This is a genomic window from Xanthobacter sp. BG11Y11_SDJG, from assembly GCF_057364445.1.
In genome coordinates, this window is sequence record NZ_JBNFNU010000057.1 from 1 (window position 1) to 16,062 (window position 16,062).

Annotated in this window: 14 protein-coding genes and 4 pseudogenes; 9 read left to right on the top strand and 9 right to left on the bottom strand. The window is 68.7% G+C overall.

Features of this window, described 5'->3' with window-relative positions; all coding sequences use genetic code 11:
* A pseudogene (gene uvrB, locus AC2W7M_RS07710) lies at positions 1–2,406 on the bottom strand (excinuclease ABC subunit UvrB); the annotation flags it as partial.
* 196 nt (positions 2,407–2,602) lie between these two features.
* On the opposite strand from uvrB, the gene AC2W7M_RS07715 reads away from it, so the two are divergent.
* Positions 2,603–3,373 (top strand): hypothetical protein, encoded by a 771-nt coding sequence (locus AC2W7M_RS07715; protein WP_486131407.1) that lies wholly within the window; start codon positions 2,603–2,605, stop codon positions 3,371–3,373.
* A gap of 100 nt (positions 3,374–3,473) precedes the next feature.
* Here the strand turns inward: AC2W7M_RS07715 and AC2W7M_RS07720 are convergent, their stop codons facing one another.
* From AC2W7M_RS07720 to AC2W7M_RS07730, 3 genes are all read right to left on the bottom strand, one after another.
* Positions 3,474–3,647: a hypothetical protein gene (locus tag AC2W7M_RS07720; RefSeq protein ID WP_486131409.1), complete on the bottom strand. Its 174-nt coding sequence runs from the start codon at positions 3,645–3,647 to the stop codon at positions 3,474–3,476.
* Between the two features lie 221 nt (positions 3,648–3,868).
* Positions 3,869–4,030 carry a hypothetical protein gene (locus AC2W7M_RS07725; RefSeq protein WP_486131411.1) on the bottom strand — a complete coding sequence of 54 codons (162 nt, stop codon included), beginning with the start codon at positions 4,028–4,030 and terminating at the stop codon, positions 3,869–3,871.
* Between the two features lie 85 nt (positions 4,031–4,115).
* Positions 4,116–4,472, bottom strand: coding sequence for a hypothetical protein (locus tag AC2W7M_RS07730; protein ID WP_486131412.1), 357 nt, complete (start codon positions 4,470–4,472; stop codon positions 4,116–4,118).
* Positions 4,473–4,714: 242 nt separating this feature from the next.
* On the opposite strand from AC2W7M_RS07730, the gene AC2W7M_RS07735 reads away from it, so the two are divergent.
* A complete protein-coding gene (locus tag AC2W7M_RS07735) occupies positions 4,715–5,077 on the top strand; it encodes a DMT family protein (protein ID WP_486131414.1) in 363 nt (120 codons plus the stop codon).
* A 9-nt stretch (positions 5,078–5,086) separates the two neighbouring features.
* On the opposite strand, the gene AC2W7M_RS07740 is transcribed toward AC2W7M_RS07735, so the two are convergent.
* From AC2W7M_RS07740 to AC2W7M_RS07750, 3 genes are all read right to left on the bottom strand, one after another.
* Complete coding sequence (locus AC2W7M_RS07740; protein WP_486131416.1) at positions 5,087–6,235, bottom strand: PQQ-dependent sugar dehydrogenase; 1,149 nt, start codon at positions 6,233–6,235, stop codon at positions 5,087–5,089.
* Positions 6,232–6,564, bottom strand: a complete 333-nt coding sequence (locus AC2W7M_RS07745; RefSeq protein ID WP_486131418.1) for a hypothetical protein — start codon at positions 6,562–6,564, stop codon at positions 6,232–6,234. Before AC2W7M_RS07745 ends, AC2W7M_RS07740 begins: the two co-directional genes overlap by 4 nt.
* Before the next feature lie 293 nt (positions 6,565–6,857).
* Positions 6,858–7,505, bottom strand: a complete 648-nt coding sequence (locus AC2W7M_RS07750) for a glutathione S-transferase family protein (RefSeq protein WP_486131420.1) — start codon at positions 7,503–7,505, stop codon at positions 6,858–6,860.
* A 311-nt stretch (positions 7,506–7,816) separates the two neighbouring features.
* Between AC2W7M_RS07750 and AC2W7M_RS07755 the strand changes: the two are divergent.
* The 5 genes and pseudogenes from AC2W7M_RS07755 (at position 7,817) to msrP (ending at position 12,223) form a co-directional block, all read left to right on the top strand.
* A pseudogene (locus tag AC2W7M_RS07755) lies at positions 7,817–9,018 on the top strand (pyridoxal phosphate-dependent aminotransferase).
* Between the two features lie 130 nt (positions 9,019–9,148).
* Positions 9,149–9,622: a DUF992 domain-containing protein gene (locus AC2W7M_RS07760; protein ID WP_486131422.1), complete on the top strand. Its 474-nt coding sequence runs from the start codon at positions 9,149–9,151 to the stop codon at positions 9,620–9,622.
* 215 nt (positions 9,623–9,837) lie between these two features.
* Positions 9,838–10,323 (top strand): DUF992 domain-containing protein, encoded by a 486-nt coding sequence (locus AC2W7M_RS07765; RefSeq protein ID WP_486131424.1) that lies wholly within the window; start codon positions 9,838–9,840, stop codon positions 10,321–10,323.
* Between the two features lie 308 nt (positions 10,324–10,631).
* Entirely contained in the window at positions 10,632–11,129 is a 498-nt protein-coding gene (locus tag AC2W7M_RS07770; RefSeq protein WP_486131426.1) for a DUF992 domain-containing protein, read from the top strand.
* A 101-nt stretch (positions 11,130–11,230) separates the two neighbouring features.
* Positions 11,231–12,223 carry a protein-methionine-sulfoxide reductase catalytic subunit MsrP gene (msrP, locus tag AC2W7M_RS07775; RefSeq protein ID WP_486131428.1) on the top strand — a complete coding sequence of 331 codons (993 nt, stop codon included), beginning with the start codon at positions 11,231–11,233 and terminating at the stop codon, positions 12,221–12,223.
* 114 nt (positions 12,224–12,337) lie between these two features.
* On the opposite strand, the pseudogene AC2W7M_RS07780 reads toward msrP, so the two are convergent.
* Positions 12,338–13,291: pseudogene (locus AC2W7M_RS07780) on the bottom strand (tripartite tricarboxylate transporter substrate-binding protein); the annotation flags it as partial.
* A 183-nt stretch (positions 13,292–13,474) separates the two neighbouring features.
* On the opposite strand from AC2W7M_RS07780, the gene AC2W7M_RS07785 reads away from it, so the two are divergent.
* On the top strand, positions 13,475–13,762 hold the full coding sequence (locus AC2W7M_RS07785) for a UxaA family hydrolase (protein ID WP_486131430.1): 288 nt from the start codon (positions 13,475–13,477) through the stop codon (positions 13,760–13,762).
* 24 nt (positions 13,763–13,786) lie between these two features.
* Positions 13,787–15,051, top strand: a pseudogene (locus AC2W7M_RS07790) (UxaA family hydrolase).
* A gap of 128 nt (positions 15,052–15,179) precedes the next feature.
* Here AC2W7M_RS07790 and AC2W7M_RS07795 read toward each other — a convergent pair.
* A partial coding sequence (locus AC2W7M_RS07795) for an Ldh family oxidoreductase (protein ID WP_486131432.1) occupies positions 15,180–16,062 on the bottom strand: 883 nt, incomplete at its 5' end.

Sequence of the window (16,062 nt, forward strand, 5' to 3'; positions counted from 1 at the left end):
CTTCCGGCGCACCCGTCTTGCTCGCGCCCGTCTTGGCCCCCGCCCCTTCGCCTTGCCGGGCTCCTTGGGCGGCTCGTTGGCGGCGCGGCCATATTTTGCGCGGGCCGCGGAAGCCGCCGGTCCTGTCCTCCACCGCCTCCTGGCGGGCGAGCGGATCGTCGGAGACCGCGAGCTCGGTCGCCTCCAGCCGGCGGATCTCGTCGCGCAGCCGCGCGGCGGTCTCGAAGTCGAGGTCGGCGGCGGCGGCGCGCATGCGCTTTTCCAGGTCCGCCATGACCGCCTTGAGATTGTGCCCGAAGGCCGCCCCCTCCTCCGCGAGGCCGGCGTCCACCTGCACGTGGTCGCGCTCGTAGACGGAATTGAGGATGTCGCCGATGGCCTTCTTCACGCTCTCCGGCGTGATGCCGTGCTCGGTGTTGTAGGCCATCTGCTTCTCGCGGCGGCGGGTGGTCTCCGCCATGGCGCGCTCCATGGAGCCCGTCACCTGGTCGGCATAGAGGATCACGCGGCCATCCACGTTGCGCGCGGCGCGGCCGATGGTCTGCACCAGCGAGGTCTCCGAGCGCAGGAAGCCCTCCTTGTCCGCATCAAGGATGGCGACAAGCCCGCATTCGGGGATGTCGAGGCCCTCGCGCAGCAGGTTGATGCCGATGAGTACGTCGAACGCGCCGAGCCGCAGGTCGCGGATGATCTCGATGCGCTCGATGGTGTCGATGTCCGAATGCATGTAGCGCACGCGGATGCCGTTCTCGTGCAGATATTCGGTGAGGTCCTCGGCCATGCGCTTGGTGAGCACGGTGACCAGCGTGCGGTAGCCCTTCGCCGCCACGGAGCGCACCTCGCCGAGGAGGTCGTCCACCTGGGTGCGCGCCGGGCGCACGTCCACCGGCGGGTCGATGAGGCCGGTGGGGCGGATCACCTGCTCCACGAACACGCCGCCGGTCTGGTCCATCTCCCATGATCCCGGGGTGGCCGAGACGTGGACGGTCTGCGGCCGCATGGCCTCCCATTCCTCGAAGCGGAGCGGGCGGTTGTCCATGCAGGACGGCAGGCGGAAGCCGTATTCCGCCAGCGTCGCCTTGCGGCGGAAGTCGCCGCGATACATGGCGCCGATCTGCGGCACGGTCACATGGCTCTCGTCGATGAAGACGAGGGCGTTGTCGGGCACGTACTCGAACAGGGTCGGCGGCGGCTCGCCGGGCTTCCTGCCGGTGAGCCAGCGCGAATAGTTCTCGATGCCGGCGCAGGAGCCGGTGGCCTCCATCATCTCCAGATCGTAGCGGGTGCGCTGCTCCAGGCGCTGCGCCTCCAGCAGGCGGCCCATGCGGTAGAGCTCGTCGAGGCGGACCTTCAGCTCGGCCTTGATGCCGGAGAGCGCCTGGATCAGCGTCGGGCGCGGGGTGACATAATGCGAGGCGGCGTAGACGCGCACGCTCTTCATGTCGCCGCTCTTGTGGCCGGTGAGCGGGTCGAACTCGGAGATGCTCTCCACCTCGTCGCCGAACAGGCTCACGCGCCAGGCCCGGTCCTCATAGTGGGCGGGGAAAATCTCCACCACGTCGCCGCGCACCCGGAAGGTGCCGCGGGCGAAATCCGACTGGATGCGCTTGTACTGGAGCGCCACGAGGTCGGCGAGCAAAGCGCGCTGGTCGATGCGCTCGCCCACCTTGATATCGAAGGTCATGGCCGAATAGGTCTCGACCGAACCGATGCCGTAGATGCACGACACCGAGGCGACGATGATCACATCGTCCCGCTCCAGCAGCGCGCGGGTCGCCGCATGGCGCATGCGGTCGATCTGCTCGTTGATGGAGGATTCCTTCTCGATATAGGTGTCGGTCCGGGGGACGTAGGCCTCCGGCTGGTAATAGTCGTAATAGGAGACGAAGTATTCCACCGCATTGTCGGGGAAGAAGCTCTTGAACTCGCCATAGAGCTGCGCCGCCAGCGTCTTGTTGGGCGCCATGACGATGGCGGGGCGCTGGAGCGTCTCGATCACCTTGGCCATGGTGAAGGTCTTGCCCGAGCCGGTGACGCCGAGCAGCACCTGGTCGCGCTCGCCCGCCTGCGCCTGCGCGCACAATTCGGCGATCGCCTGCGGCTGATCGCCGGCGGGCTCAAAATCGCTCTTCATGGTGAAGGCGACGCCGCCTTCGGACTTTCCGGGCGCGGCGGCCGGTGCGGCACCCAGAGCTGGCCGGTCACCTCTGGCCGCCCCTCCTCGATCAGGCGCGAGAGCGCCTGCACGGTGGCCGACGCCCCGCCCGCGGCGAGGTCGACGGAGAGGTCAGCGGGGTCGAGCCCCAGGGACTTCGCGAGCGCGGGATCGAGCGCCTGCTGGGGCGCCGGCTCGAAGTGGCGCTGGGAGCGCTCGCCGAGCTTGCCGGGACGGGATGCTTTGGCCATGGCGCCAATATGGGGTCGCCGAGCGGCGGGGGAAAGGCTGCCGTAGCGGATCACCCAAATGGGGTGCATTAAATATGTAACACAACCTCAGAATGTTGTCGAAGACGTACTGGGGGCATTGATCAATCGTTAATGCAATCGAAAGCTGTCCCCGTGTTTGGCTCGGGGGCGGGATATGGAACACGTATTGGCAAGGGTGGGCGCGCTGGCGCTGTGCGTCACAATCGGCGGCTGCGAGTGGCTGAGCACCAGTTCACGCAATTCCATGCGGCCGGCGCAACTGGTGGATTATGCGGTCGCGGTCTCCTATGTGGACCCTGTGACCAATACGGTGGTCGACGAATCCACGGTCCAGGCGGGGCGCAGGGGCGACGCGTTCCAGACCGCGTTTTCCGACCGCGCGGTCCCGGTCATGAGCGCGGCGGCGATCCAGTACGCCCGCGAGCGGCCCGAGAATCGCGATTTCGTCCAGGACGCGCTGCTTCAGCGCTCCGACGTGCTGTGCGAGCAGTTCGTCGACGGCATGTTCATCCGAGTCACCGAGCGCAAGTTCCTGCTCGGCGAGGTGGCCATGGTGGCCTCGACCGTGGGCGCCTTCACCGGCGGCTCGGCGGCGCAGGCGCTGAACCTCGTCTCGGCTCTGGCCCAGGACACGAATACGCTTGCCGATGCCACGGTGCTGCAGAACCAGTTGGTCACTCTGATCGCGGCCAAGATTCGCGCCAACCGCGACAAGATCATGGGAGAAATCATGTCCAAGCGAATGAAGAACGGCGCGCCGGCTTCGCTGGCCGCCTATCCCGCCTCGCTGGCGCTCAGGGATGCGCAGGCCTATCACCAGCAATGCTCGTTCATGTCGGGCCTGACCAATCTGGCGGAACAAGCGAACAAGCCCAACGCCTCGGCGAACGCCCCGTCGACGCCGGCCAAGTCGGACAGCGCAAAGCCGGAATCGCCCAAACCCTAGGCGCGAGCCAGGCACGGCCTGGCCACGCACCCGGCAGGCCAGGCCTGCCGGTCCCGGTCGCCGCCTGCCGCGTCGTCGGCAAGGAGGCGCCCGGTCGGCCTCAAATCCCCCGCACCAGCGTCGAGAGCGTGAGCACGCCCCAGGCGGCGGTCATGAGGTAGAAGCGGTTCATGCCCGTCACCATGGGGATGGGCGTGGCGAAGCTGATCAGGGCGATGAGGGCGAGGATCAAAGAGACGAAGAACATCAGAGCGGAAGGCTTGCCCACTTGCATGAAACGCTCCTGTCGCGGTCGGGAAGACGGGCCCGCGGCGGCGCCGAGGCCCTTACGCACACCCTAAAAGACGGCGACGGCGATGGTTCGCCGCCGGGACCGTCGATGCGAACGGCCGGCGCCCGCGCCGGCCTCGCTTCGTTCAAACGCCGGAAGCCGCGAAGCGGGTCCGCGTTCCTCCGCTAGGTGCCGCGGGCGGCCCAGGACAGCGCAGCGCGCCGTCAGGCCCGCCGGTTCGCCGCGTGGCCGATGGCGGCAGCCACCACCGCCTGCCACAGAACGTAGAGCAGGATGAACTGCGACACTTCGATGCCCGGCCCCACCACGGCGACCTGGGACGCGCCCGACGGCGACGCGATGACGATCCACTCCTGGAACAGCATCCCCGCAACAGTTCCGGCGAGGATCACGCGCGCCGCAGCTCCCGGTCGCCGCAGCGCCGGGCAGGCGCGCGCGTGCCGGCGAAGGTCAGCGCAGCGCCCAGCAATCCCGCGGCGCGCCGGCGAGGGCACGCATGAGTTCCGGCCGCAGACCCCCGCCCCGGGAATCCAGGACATTGCCAATCTGCAGCCAGACATTGATGGCGAGCAGCCAGCCGGCAACGGTGGCGAGGAAAACCAGAGCACCCTTCCCCGGTTCCAGCCCGCGCGGCGCGAGGCCGATCACCAGCGCCAGCGCGAAGGCGAGCGGCGTGAACAAGGTCACGCCGCTGGTATGGATCATTACGCCGCCGAAATCCTGAGGAAGCCCGAACCCGAAATCGGGCAGGAGGCCCGAGACCGCCCCCGACACGGCCCCCAGGAGCCCCCAGACGATCGCGCCCATGCCCCGCCTCCCATCCGGCACCGGCCGCATCCGGCGGAGCCGCGACTACAGCCAAGCTTCTTATAGCACCAGGACGCCTGCCGAGCGCGCCGATTCTGGCCACGGGCGGTCCGTCATTTCAGCAGGCTTGCGTCGCGGGCGGGAGCAGAGCGCCGTTGCGTTCGGCGGCATTTGCCGGTCCCATTGTAGCGCCATCCGAATCCGGCCCACCGGCCGGCATTCCCGCACCGGACCGCCCGCTTATGCCCAACCTGTCGACGCTTTTCCCGCCGTCCCTCACCCCGATCCTGATGCTCGTCGCCTCCAACGTCTTCATGACGTTCGCCTGGTACGGGCACCTCAAGTACAAGTCCTCGCCGCTGCTCCTCGCCATCATTGCGAGCTGGGGCATCGCCTTCTTCGAATACTGCCTCGCGGTGCCGGCCAACCGCATCGGCTCGCAGGTCTATTCCACGGCACAGCTCAAGACCATGCAGGAGGTCATCACCCTCCTGGTCTTCGCCGGCTTCTCGGTGCTGTATCTGAAGGAGCCGCTGGGCTGGAACCACCTGGTGGGATTCACGCTGATCGCGGCGGGCGCCTACTTCATCTTCCAGAAGTTCTGACGGCCCGGCTCAGCGCGCCGGCACCACCCGCACGATGCCGCCGTCCTCCGCGTCGAGGGCAAGCCAGAGCGCGCCGTCCGGCCCCTGGCGCACGTCGCGCACCCGCGCGCCGAGATCGAGGCGCTCCTCGCCCACGACCTTGCCGTCCTCGACCTTCACCATCACCAGCGCCTGCGCGGCGAGGCCGCCGGTGAACAGGTGGCCCTTGAAGGCCGGCAAAAGGTCGGCGGTGTAGAAGGCGGCGCCGGAGGGGGCGATGGACGGGTCCCAATAGAACAGCGGCTGTTCCATCCCGGCCTTTTCGGTGCCCTCGCCGATCCGGCCGCCGGAATAGTGCCTTCCATAGCTGATGACCGGCCAGCCGTAATTCTTGCCGGGCTCAGGTCGGTTCACCTCGTCGCCGCCGCGCGCGCCGTGCTCGATGGTCCAGAGCGCGCCGGTCGCCGGCTCCAGCGCGGCGCCCTGCACGTTGCGGTGGCCAAAACTGAAGATCTCGGGCCGCGCCCCGTCCTTTCCCCGGAAGGGGTTGTCGGAAGGGATCGCGCCGTCCGGATGGATCCGCACCACCTTGCCGATGGTGGTGGAGAGGTCCTGCGCGCTCTCGGAGAGGGAATAGCGGTCGCCCAGGGTGATGAACAGCGTGCCGTCGCGGGCGAACACCAGCCGCGAGCCGAAATGCTGGCCGCCCGAATGCACCGGCTCCTGGCGGAAGATCACCTGAAGATCGTCAAGTCGCAGCGCGGCCGCATCCAGCCGGGCGCGCGCCACCGCGGTCGCCGCACCGCCCCGACGCGGCTCGGCATAGCTCAGATAGATGAAGCGGTTGGCGGCGAAGTCGGGATCGAGCGCGATGTCGAGCAGGCCGCCCTGGCTCACCGCGAACACCTTCGGAACGCCGGCCACCGGCTCGGATACCCGTCCCTCGCCATCGACGATGCGCAGCCGGCCCGGGCGCTCCGTCACCAGAACGCGACCGTCGGGCAGAAAGGCCATGCCCCAGGGATTTTCGAGCCCGGCGGCGAACGGCACCACGCGCACGCTCTCGCCGGCGAAGCGCACGGGCGCCCCGCCTGGCGGGGCGGCCAGCACAGCACCGCCCACGAGCGCGGACGCTGCAAGGGCGAAAAGAGGAGGAAGGACCCGTCGTCCAGTGCTCACGGACGGCGGCGCGCGGCGACGCGGGCCACCGCCTTGTGGCGCACGGCAAAGCCTGCCAGCAGTCCACCGCTGATCAGCGCGATGCCGACGAGCAGGGCCGGCCCCGACACGCCCTGAACGGCGCTAAGGCCTGCCGCGGCGGCGCGATCGACGCTGAGCACGAAGGCCACCGTGCCGATGGCGAACATGAGGGCAAGCGTCAGGGCCGCCTGCGCCACCGCGTCGCCGGCCTTATGGGCCTGTACGGCCCGCGCGAGCACTTCCGGATCGGCCGCCGAAAAGCCGGCGTGACCCAGGACACGAGACTCAAGGTCGAGAGGCTTCGACATGATGCACTCGCTCGATGTTCTTGCCGATCCGGGCATTGCCGCCGCGAATCAGCTGATTCGTCCTGTAAAGGGTGAAGTTCAACTGTGGCCCAACAGCGGGGAACCATGGCGACTTCGTGACCACCGGTCACGCTCCCGCGATTTCCTGCTGCGCACCAGAGAGTTGGCGCCCTCGCCCTCCTGCCCCGTCCTGCCCCATCCTGCCGAACAACCTGCGCCCGGGAAAAATGGTTCCCACAGAAAATGGCGACCCGCCGACGGGCGGGTCTGTGCGGCGCCGGCTCCCTCTCTGCTCAGGCCCCGGTCGCTTCGGGCCGCCACGCCATGTCCACATGCCCCGGCGCGGCGGCGACGCGGTCGAGCCAGGCGCGGATGGCGGGGAAGCCGGCAAGCGAGAAGTCGCCTTCCTCCGCCACATGGGTGTGGGCATAAAGGGCGATGTCGGCGATGGTCAGTCGCGCGCCGACGAAGAAGCCGCTGCCCTCCGGCCGGCTTTCAAGGTGGCGCTCCATCACCTTCAGCGCGGCGTATCCCTCCTCCATCCAGCGGTCGACGTCATGGGTGCGCAGGTCGCGCCCGCCGCGCACCTGGCGCAGCCAGAAGCGCGCGGCGGCGATGCCGGGCTCGTGGCTGTTCTGCTCGAAGAACATCCAGCGCAGGGTCTCCGCCTTCTCCAGCGGCGCCTTCGGCAGGAAGCCGGTGCCCTCGGCGAGATAGAACAGGATGGCGTTGGATTCGGCGAGGAAGTGGCCATCGACGGCGAGCAGCGGCACCCGGCCTTCCGGGTTCATGGCCAGGAACTCGGGGGTGCGGTTCTCGCCGGCGAAGATATCCACCTCCACGAGGCGGAACGGCCGGCCGAGCTTGGCGAGCATGAGCCGCACCTTGTAGGAATTGCCGGACGAGCGGGTGGAATAGAGCGTCAGCACGGCTGTTTCCATCCCCTGATCCTGGTCGCCGCAGCGCCGGGGCGACGCGGCGGATGCGCCGCCTCTCTCTAGCCGACCGCGCGCCGGGATTCACCCCGCCATTCGACCAAACCCCGTCCGGTCCCGGGCAGGCGGCGACCCATCAGCGTTCGCGAACGCCGCCATCGCTCATCCTCGCTTGTTCGCCGCCCGCGGCTCCATTAGTGTCCGCGCGCCCCGGCCCAAGGCCGTGCGGCGCAACGTGCCACAATCCGCCCGACTGCCGCAGCCGAGCCGCCCTTGCGGCGCCGCCGCGGCGGGGGCGCGTCCGGAGTTCCAAGGCCATGAGCCTCATCTCGTCGGCGCTGAAGCGCATCAAGCCGTCCCCCACCATGGCCATCACCGGCAAGGCCAAGGAGCTGAAGGCGGCGGGGCGCGACGTGATCGCCCTCTCGGCCGGCGAGCCGGACTTCGACACGCCGGAGAACATCAAGGAGGCGGCCATCGCCGCCATCCGCCGGGGCGAGACCAAGTACACGGCCGTGGACGGCATCCCCGAGCTGAAGGCGGCGATCTGCGCCAAGTTCAAGCGCGAGAACGGGCTCGACTACAAGCCCTCGCAGGTGACGGTGGGCACCGGCGGCAAGCAGGTGCTGTTCAACGCGCTGGTCGCCACGCTCGATCCCGGCGACGAGGTGCTGATTCCGGCGCCCTATTGGGTGAGCTATCCGGACATCGTCGAATTCTGCGGCGCCAAGCCCGTGCCGGTGCCGACCCGGCTCGAGGACAATTTCAAGCTGCGCCCCGAGGTTCTGGAGGCGGCCATCACCCCCAAGACCAAGTGGCTGATCTTCAACTCGCCCTCGAACCCGTCGGGCGCCGCCTATACCCATGACGAGCTGAAGGCGCTCACCGACGTGCTGGTGAAGCATCCCCAGGTGTGGATCCTCTCCGACGACATGTACGAGCACCTCGTCTATGACGACTTCAAGTTCTACAGCCCGGCGCAGATCGAGCCGCGGCTCTATGACCGCACGCTGACCATGAACGGCGTGTCGAAGGCCTATTGCATGACCGGCTGGCGCATCGGCTACGGCGCCGGCCCGGAGCCGCTCATCAAGGCCATGAGCGCGCTTCAGTCGCACTCCACCTCGAACCCCTCCTCCATCGCCCAGTGGGCGGCGGTCGAGGCGCTGAACGGGCCGCAGGACTTCATCCCGGTCAACAACAAGGTGTTCAAGGAGCGCCGCGACCTGGTGGTGTCCATGCTGAACCAGGCCAAGGGCCTCACCTGCCCGAAGCCGGAGGGCGCGTTCTACGTGTTCCCCTCCTGTGCCGGCGTGATCGGCCTGAGCACCCCGCGGGGGTCAAGATCGAGAGCGACGAAGTCTTCGCGGCGCAGCTGCTCGAATCGGAAGGCGTGGCAGTGGTACACGGGTCTGCTTTCGGCCTCGGGCCGGCGTTCCGCATCTCCTATGCTACCGCGACGTCTGACCTTGAGGAAGCTTGCACGCGTATTCAGCGCTTCTGCGGCAATCTGAGCTGACGCGGTCACTAGACAAAAGAAAAGGAACTTGCGGCGTAGACAAGCGTTGGCGGCGGGTTGGAGTCGGGCTAAGGCTTCGCCGTCGTCAGCGCTGGTCTCAGAACCCGCTTCCCATAGGAGGAACGACACCATGAAGACTGTTCTCAAGGCCGGCCTCGCCGCCGCCGCCCTTCTCGCCTTCGGCGCCCTGCCCGCGTCCGCCCAGTCCCGCGTGCAGGTCGGCCAGCTGGTCTGCAACGTGGCGCCGAACGTGAGCTTCGTCATCGGCTCGGTGCGCGAGATGACCTGCAACTTCCGTCCCTCGGTCAAGGGCGCCAAGGCCGGCACCTATCGCGGCACGGTGCGCCGCTTCGGCCTCGACCTCGGCGTGAGCGGCAAGGGCGTGCTGGTGTGGGGCGTGTTTGCCCCGTCCGCGAGTGTCCCGAGCGGCGCGCTGCGCGGCACCTATGTGGGCGCCTCGGGCAACGCCACCATCGGCGTCGGCCTCGGCGCCAACGTCCTGGTGGGCGGCTCGCGCAACACCTTCGCGCTCCAGCCCCTGTCCGTGGAAGGCCAGACCGGCCTCAACCTCGCGCTCGGCGTGTCCGACCTGACCCTGCGCTGATTCGGGCGCCGCGCCGCCGCCTTCGGGAGCGGCGGCGCAGGCCGGACCGGCCCGTCACCGCGCCCCTTCACGGAAGGCGCGTTCGCATTTGTGGCCCGCCATCAAGGGTTTCGTAACCCTGTCACGCGCGGCCCCTACCCTATCCGCGCACCGCTGTTGCGCCTCGCCGCCGGCCGACGTACCTGTCATCCTCGTCCTTTGTTCTGGGGGAACCCATGCGCACGTCCTTCGTCAGCCTTGCCGCCCTCGCTCTCGTCGCCGCCGCCACCCCTGCCGCTGCCCAGTCGGCGAAGGTCCAGGCCGGCGTGCTGGTGTGCAACGTCGCCCCGTCCGTGGGCTTCGTCATCGGCTCCGTCCGCGAGATGAATTGCGAGCTGCGCACCGCTCAGGTGCAGCCGTACAACCTTTTGGCCCGCTACAAGGGCACCGTGAGCCGCTTCGGCATCGACATCGGCGTCAGCACCGGCGGCACGCTGGGCTGGGCGGTGTTTGCGCCCACCTCGCAGATCGCGCCGGGCAACATCTCCGGCACCTATGTGGGCGTTTCGGCTGATGCCGCCTGGGCCATCGGCGGCGGCGCCAACGTGCTGCTCGGCGGCTCCAACAACACCGTCGCGCTCCAGCCCTTGTCCCTGGAAGGCGTGACCGGCGCCATGATCGCTGCCGGCGTCTCCGATATGAAGCTGGTCCTGCAGCCCTGAGCCGCAGCACGGCGTCATCTGCCCTAACGGAAACGGCGCCGCCCGCGGGTGGCGCCGTTTTCGTGTCCGGCGCCTTCTGCCATCGGGATCGGCGGGGTCGCGTGTTCAAGCGGCCCACTCTCCTCGGCCGTTGCAATCGACCGGCCAAAGGCGCACAAGAACCGAGGCGAATCGCGCTTCGGAGCCCGCTTCGCCGGGGGCGAGACGGGCCGGGGCGGGCCTTCCGCGTCGGCCCCCTGGATGCGTGGGCAAACCGCGCGTCCTTTGATGTCGCGTCCTCCGAGGGGCAAGCTCCGGAGGGGTGCCGCATGCGAGGTCTGATCCCGCTTTTGTCCCTCGGGACGGCGCTGACGCTCGCCGGCACGGTGGACGCGGCAAGCCCCACCATGCCGCAGGTCTCGGCCGGACTGCTCGAATGCCGCGGCGCGTTCGCCACCGGCTACGGCTTCGGCTCCTCCCGCAAGGTGACGTGCGAGTTCCGTCCCTCGGTCGGCTTCAACCACTATTATTCCGGCACCCTCGACCGCATCGGCCTGGACTTCGGGGTTTCCGACCAGGCCAGCATGCTGTGGGCGGTGCTCGCCACTTCGCCGAACCTCGATCCCGGCGCGCTGGCCGGCACCTATGTGGGCCTGTCCACCGGCTTTGCCCTCGGTCCCGGCTTCTCGGCCAACATGCTCGCCGCCCAGGATGCCGGCCGGCAGGTGACGCTCCAGCCGCTCAGCATCTCGGCCGACAGCGGGTTGAGCCTCTCGCTCGCCGGCGCGACGCTGAAGCTGGAGACCTCCGCGACCGTGCCCCAATAGCGCGGCGGCGCCCTCACGCCGCCTTGAGCGGTCACACGGGCCTTTGACTTGCCGATCCCTTTGCGCCGCCAGATGTTGGCGGCCGTTCCGGAGGATCTGGCATGCTTATTCGACGCAGACGCGGCTGGGAAATTCCCGAATCGGCGGCGACGCCGGAGGCGGTCTATTTCTCCCGCCGCGAGGCCATGAGCGCGGGGATTAGCGCGGGGATCGGCGCGGGCGCGGCGCTGCTCGCCGCCCCGCTCCTGGCGACCCCGGCGGCGGCGCAGCGCGTGAGCGAACTGCCGGACCCGTCCGCCGGCCTCTATCCCGCCAAGCGCAACGACGCCTATGCGCTCGACCGCCCGGTGACGCCGGAGGCGCGCTCCAGCACGGTCAACAATTATTACGAGTTCAGCTACGGCAAGAACGTTGCCCCCTCTATGACGCGCTTCCAGCGCCGCCCCTGGACGGTGAAGGTGGACGGACTGGTGGAGAAGCCGTTCGAGATCGGCATCGACGACCTGCTCAAGAAGGTCTCGCTGGAAGAGCGCCTCTACCGCCACCGCTGCGTGGAAGCATGGTCCATGGCGGTGCCGTGGACCGGCTTTCCCATGGCGGACCTGGTGGCGCTTGCCGCGCCCATGGCCTCGGCGAAGTACATCCAGATGGAATCGTTCGTCGATCCCAAGGTGGCGCCGAACCAGCGCGACTTCCGCTATCCCTGGCCCTATGTGGAGGGGCTGACCCTCGAGGAGGCGAACAACGAGCTGGCCTTCCTCGTGACCGGAATCTACGGCAAGCCGGCGCCGAACCAGTTCGGCGCGCCGCTGCGCATCGCGCTGCCCTGGAAGTACGGCTTCAAGTCGGCGAAGGGCATCGTCCGCTTCACCTTCACGGACAAGCAGCCGGTGAGCTTCTGGGAGGCGGTGCAGGCTTCCGAATACGGCTTCTGGGCCAATGTGAACCCCAAGGTCGCCCATCCGCGCTGGAGCCAGGCGAGCGAGGAGGACATCGCCACCGGCGAGCGCCGGCCGACGCTGCTCTTCAACGGCTACGGCGACTACGTGGCCGGCCTCTACAAGGGCCTGGAGACCAAGAAGATCTGGTATTGAGCGCCGGCCGGACCGAGAAGGGTCCCGGAGCGGCCTGCGCCCCGGAGCCCTTCCAGCCCTGACCGGATCATAGCCGCGCGCGCCGGCCCCGCCTCCACATTGACGGGGCTTCGGGATCACCGACTTCCACACCGCGATCTCGGCCGCGAAACGCGCGCCGTGGGCATCGGGTCCACGCTGCGACGGCGGGAACACGCTGGTGCCCACGTCGGCGAAGCGCTTGACGATCATCTCGTCATTCAGCGCCTTCTGCAGCGCGCCGTTGAGCTTGCCGATCACGTCCGCGGGCGTTCCCTTGGGCGCATAGAGGCCGTGCCAGATCACGAACTCGAAGCCCTTCAGCCCCGCCTGCTCCAGGGTCGGGATGTCCTTGAGCACCGGCAGGCGCTCCTTGGAGGTCACGGCGAACGCCTTGACGGTGGCGGCCTGGATCTGCGGCACCGCGGTGGTGGACTGGTCGCACAGGAGGTCCACCTGGCCGCCCATGAGATCGTTCATGGCCGGGCCGGTGCCGCGATAGCCGACTTCCGTGAGCGTGACGCCCAGCGCCTTCTGCAGCAGCAGGCCGCACAGATGCGCGTTCGAGCCGACGCCAGCATGGGCGATGGTGGTCTTGGCGCCGTTCTCCTTCACCAGCTTCAGCAGCTCGGCGATGTTGTTCGCCGGGTAGTCCTTCTTCGAGAGCAGCACCATCGGGCCATAATTGATGAGGCCGATGGGCGCGAAGGCGTTGGTGGTCTCGTAGCTGAGGTTGCCGTAGAGCGCCGCGCCGGCGGCGAGCGCGACGTGGTGGATGAGGATGGTGTAGCCGTCCGGTGCTGCCTTTGCGAGGCGCGCCGCACCCGCCGTGCCGCCCGCTCCGGCGATGTTCTCGATCACCACCTGCTGGCCGAGGCTCGCCGTCATGGACTGGCCGAGCAGCCGCGCGATGGCGTCGCTCGGTCCGCCGGCGGCGAACGGCACGATCAGCGTGATCGGACGGGACGGGAAGGTCTGCGCCTGCGCCCCCGCCGTTGCCAAAGCAAGCCCCGCCGCAGCGGCCGCAAGCCATTTCCCGAAACGCATCATGATCCTCTCCCTGTTGGCGTTTTCCTCCCGCGGCGGCCGTGCTTCGCGCCGGCCGGTCCGCGAGTTCCCGTGAGCCTTGAGGCCGAAGGGTGCTTGACACGCCCCTCCGACTAACTCATCTATCCTATATCTTATAGAAGACTTGCTCGGAGAGGGCAAGTCGCAGGAGGCGAGGAGGCAAGCGTGACTGCGCCGCAGCTGCTGGTTCATGAAAAGAAGGACACCGTGGGTGTCGTGGTGGTGGAGGGCCTGAAGGCCGGCACCGACATGCTGTGCGTGGTGACGCACGACAATTCCGCCTTCCACCTGACGTCGAAGATGGACGTGCCGATCGGCCACAAGATTGCGCTCGTCGACATCAAGGCCGGCGACACCATCTGGAAGTACGGCCAGGACATCGGCATCGCCAAGGCCGACATCGCCAAGGGCGAGCACGTCCACGTCCATAACGCCAAGACCAAGCGCTGGTGAGGTGTGAAAATGACCGAGATCGCCATGTTCCACGCCCAGAGCGCCGCCGACCCCTTCAAGGGCGGCGCGCCCGACCAGCTGGTCACCAAGGCCACCCCCGCCAAGCGCGCGTCGCAGGACTATGCGAAGGCCACCTTCCGCGGCTGGCGCCGTGAGAACGGCCGCGTCGGCGTGCGCAACCACGTCGTGCTGCTGCCGCTCGACGACCTCTCCAACGCCGCCTGCGAGGCGGTGGCCGCGCATGTGAAGGGCACCATGGCCCTGCCCCACGCCTATGGCCGCCTCCAGTTCGGCGCCGACCTCGATCTGCACTTCCGCACCCTGATCGGCATCGGCTCGAATCCGAACGTCGCCGCCGTGGTGGTGATCGGCATCGAGGACCAGTGGACGAACATCGTCGTCGAGGGCATCGCCAAGACCGGCAAGCCGGTGGTGGGCTTCGGCATCGAGGGCAACGGCGACATCGCCACCATCGCCAAGGCGTCCTATGAGGCCAAGCGCTTCGTCCAGTGGGCGAACGAGCTGCCGCGCGAGGACTGCCCGATCTCCGACCTGTGGATCTCCACCAAGTGCGGCGAGAGCGACACCACCACGGGCCTGTCCTCGTGCCCCACCGTGGGCAACATGTACGACAAGCTGATCCCGCGCGGCATCTACGGCGTGTTCGGCGAGACCTCCGAGATCACCGGCGCCGAGCACCTGTGCAAGGAGCGCGCGGCGAGCCCGGAGATCGCCGAGAAGTGGTACAAGATGTGGAAGTCCTACCAGGACGACGTCATCGAGGCCCACAAGACCAACGATCTCTCCGACAGCCAGCCCACCAAGGGCAACATCGCCGGCGCCTCACCACCATCGAGGAGAAGGCGCTCGGCAACCTGGAGAAGATCGGCCGCGAGTGCCGCTACATCGACGCGCTGGAGCCGGCCGAGGCCCCGGCCAAGGGTCCCGGCCTCTATTACATGGACACCTCGTCCGCGGCCGCCGAGTGCGTGACGCTGATGGCGGCGGCGGGCTACGTGATCCACACCTTCCCCACCGGGCAGGGCAACGTGATCGGCAACCCCATCGTCCCGGTGATCAAGATCTCCGGCAACCCGCGCACCGTGCGCACCATGGGCGAGCACATCGACGTGGACGTGTCCGGCGTCCTGCGCCGCGACATGACCATCCCGGAGGCCGGCGACGCGCTCATCGACATGATCGTGCGCACCGCCAACGGCCGTCTCACCGCCGCGGAGGCCCTCGGCCACCGCGAATTCGTGATGACCAAGCTCTACCGCAGCGCGTGACCAAAGCGGCGGCCGGCAACGGCCGCCCAACGCTGCCGCAGAAGCAAGCAAGGCCGCCGGCATCCCCTGCCGGCGGCCTTGCTTTTTAACCTGACCTTGGATCGCCGCTGCCGAGCCGGCGCGCGCGCTCAGCCCGCCCGCCGACGCAGGTCCTCCAGCAGCGCCGCCGGAACGGAGATGCCGTCCGCCGCCGCCTTCGCCCGCGCGCCGAGACGGCGGTCGCCGGGAAGGCGGGTGCCGTCCTGGCCGAGGATGGCGCCAAGCAGGACTTCGAGCCGGGCCGAAAAGTCCGGACCGCCGAGCCGCGCCGGGTCCATCACCACGAACAGGTGGCCGATGCGCGGCGCCGGCCCGTCCGCGGTGAAGAAGGAGGACGCCTCGAAGCCGAACTGGCCGCCGGTCAGCGCCGCCGCGAGGATCTCCACCATCAGCACCAGAGCCGCGCCCTTGGCGTCGCCGATGGGCAGCATGGTGCCCTCCAGCGCCGCCTTGGGATCGGTGGTGGGCCGGCCTTGCGTGTCGAGCGCCCAGTCGTCGGGGATGGCGGTGCCACGCTGGGCCGCCACCATGATCTTGCCGCGCGCCACCTTGCTCAGCGAGGCGTCAATGACCAGCGGCGCCGCGCCGGCCCGCGGCACGGCGAAGGCGATGGGATTGGTGCCGAACACCCCCGCCGACCCGCCCCAGGGCGCGATGGCGGACGGCGAGTTGGAGAAAGCGAGGCCAGCGAGGCCGCGCGCCGCCAGCGTCTCCACATGGTGGCCCATGGCGCCCGCATGGTGCGAGGCATGGACCGCGACGCCGACGATGCCGGTCTTCGCCACCCGCCCGGCCGCCGCGTCCAGGCCGGCGGCGATGGCGGGAAAGGCGAAACCGCGCCCGCGTCCACCCGAAGCGTCGCCTCGGCGGTCCAGTGGAGCGCAGGCACGGCCGCGCCGGCCACCTTGCCGCTCTTCACCTGGTCGGCATAGGCCGGCAGGCGCGAGAGCCATGGCTGGCGATGCCGTCGGC

What these genes read in the sequence shown, in the direction of transcription:
- AC2W7M_RS07765 (WP_486131424.1), top strand. Translation starts at nt 9,838, where the DNA reads ATGCGCACGTCCTTCGTCAGCCTTGCCGCCCTCGCTCTCGTCGCCGCC.
- AC2W7M_RS07745 (WP_486131418.1), bottom strand. Translation starts at nt 6,564, where the DNA reads ATGTCGAAGCCTCTCGACCTTGAGTCTCGTGTCCTGGGTCACGCCGGC.
- msrP (WP_486131428.1), top strand. Translation starts at nt 11,231, where the DNA reads ATGCTTATTCGACGCAGACGCGGCTGGGAAATTCCCGAATCGGCGGCG.
- AC2W7M_RS07725 (WP_486131411.1), bottom strand. Translation starts at nt 4,030, where the DNA reads ATGCTGTTCCAGGAGTGGATCGTCATCGCGTCGCCGTCGGGCGCGTCC.
- AC2W7M_RS07750 (WP_486131420.1), bottom strand. Translation starts at nt 7,505, where the DNA reads ATGGAAACAGCCGTGCTGACGCTCTATTCCACCCGCTCGTCCGGCAAT.
- AC2W7M_RS07730 (WP_486131412.1), bottom strand. Translation starts at nt 4,472, where the DNA reads ATGGGCGCGATCGTCTGGGGGCTCCTGGGGGCCGTGTCGGGGGCGGTC.
- AC2W7M_RS07735 (WP_486131414.1), top strand. Translation starts at nt 4,715, where the DNA reads ATGCCCAACCTGTCGACGCTTTTCCCGCCGTCCCTCACCCCGATCCTG.
- AC2W7M_RS07720 (WP_486131409.1), bottom strand. Translation starts at nt 3,647, where the DNA reads ATGCAAGTGGGCAAGCCTTCCGCTCTGATGTTCTTCGTCTCTTTGATC.
- AC2W7M_RS07770 (WP_486131426.1), top strand. Translation starts at nt 10,632, where the DNA reads ATGCGAGGTCTGATCCCGCTTTTGTCCCTCGGGACGGCGCTGACGCTC.
- AC2W7M_RS07760 (WP_486131422.1), top strand. Translation starts at nt 9,149, where the DNA reads ATGAAGACTGTTCTCAAGGCCGGCCTCGCCGCCGCCGCCCTTCTCGCC.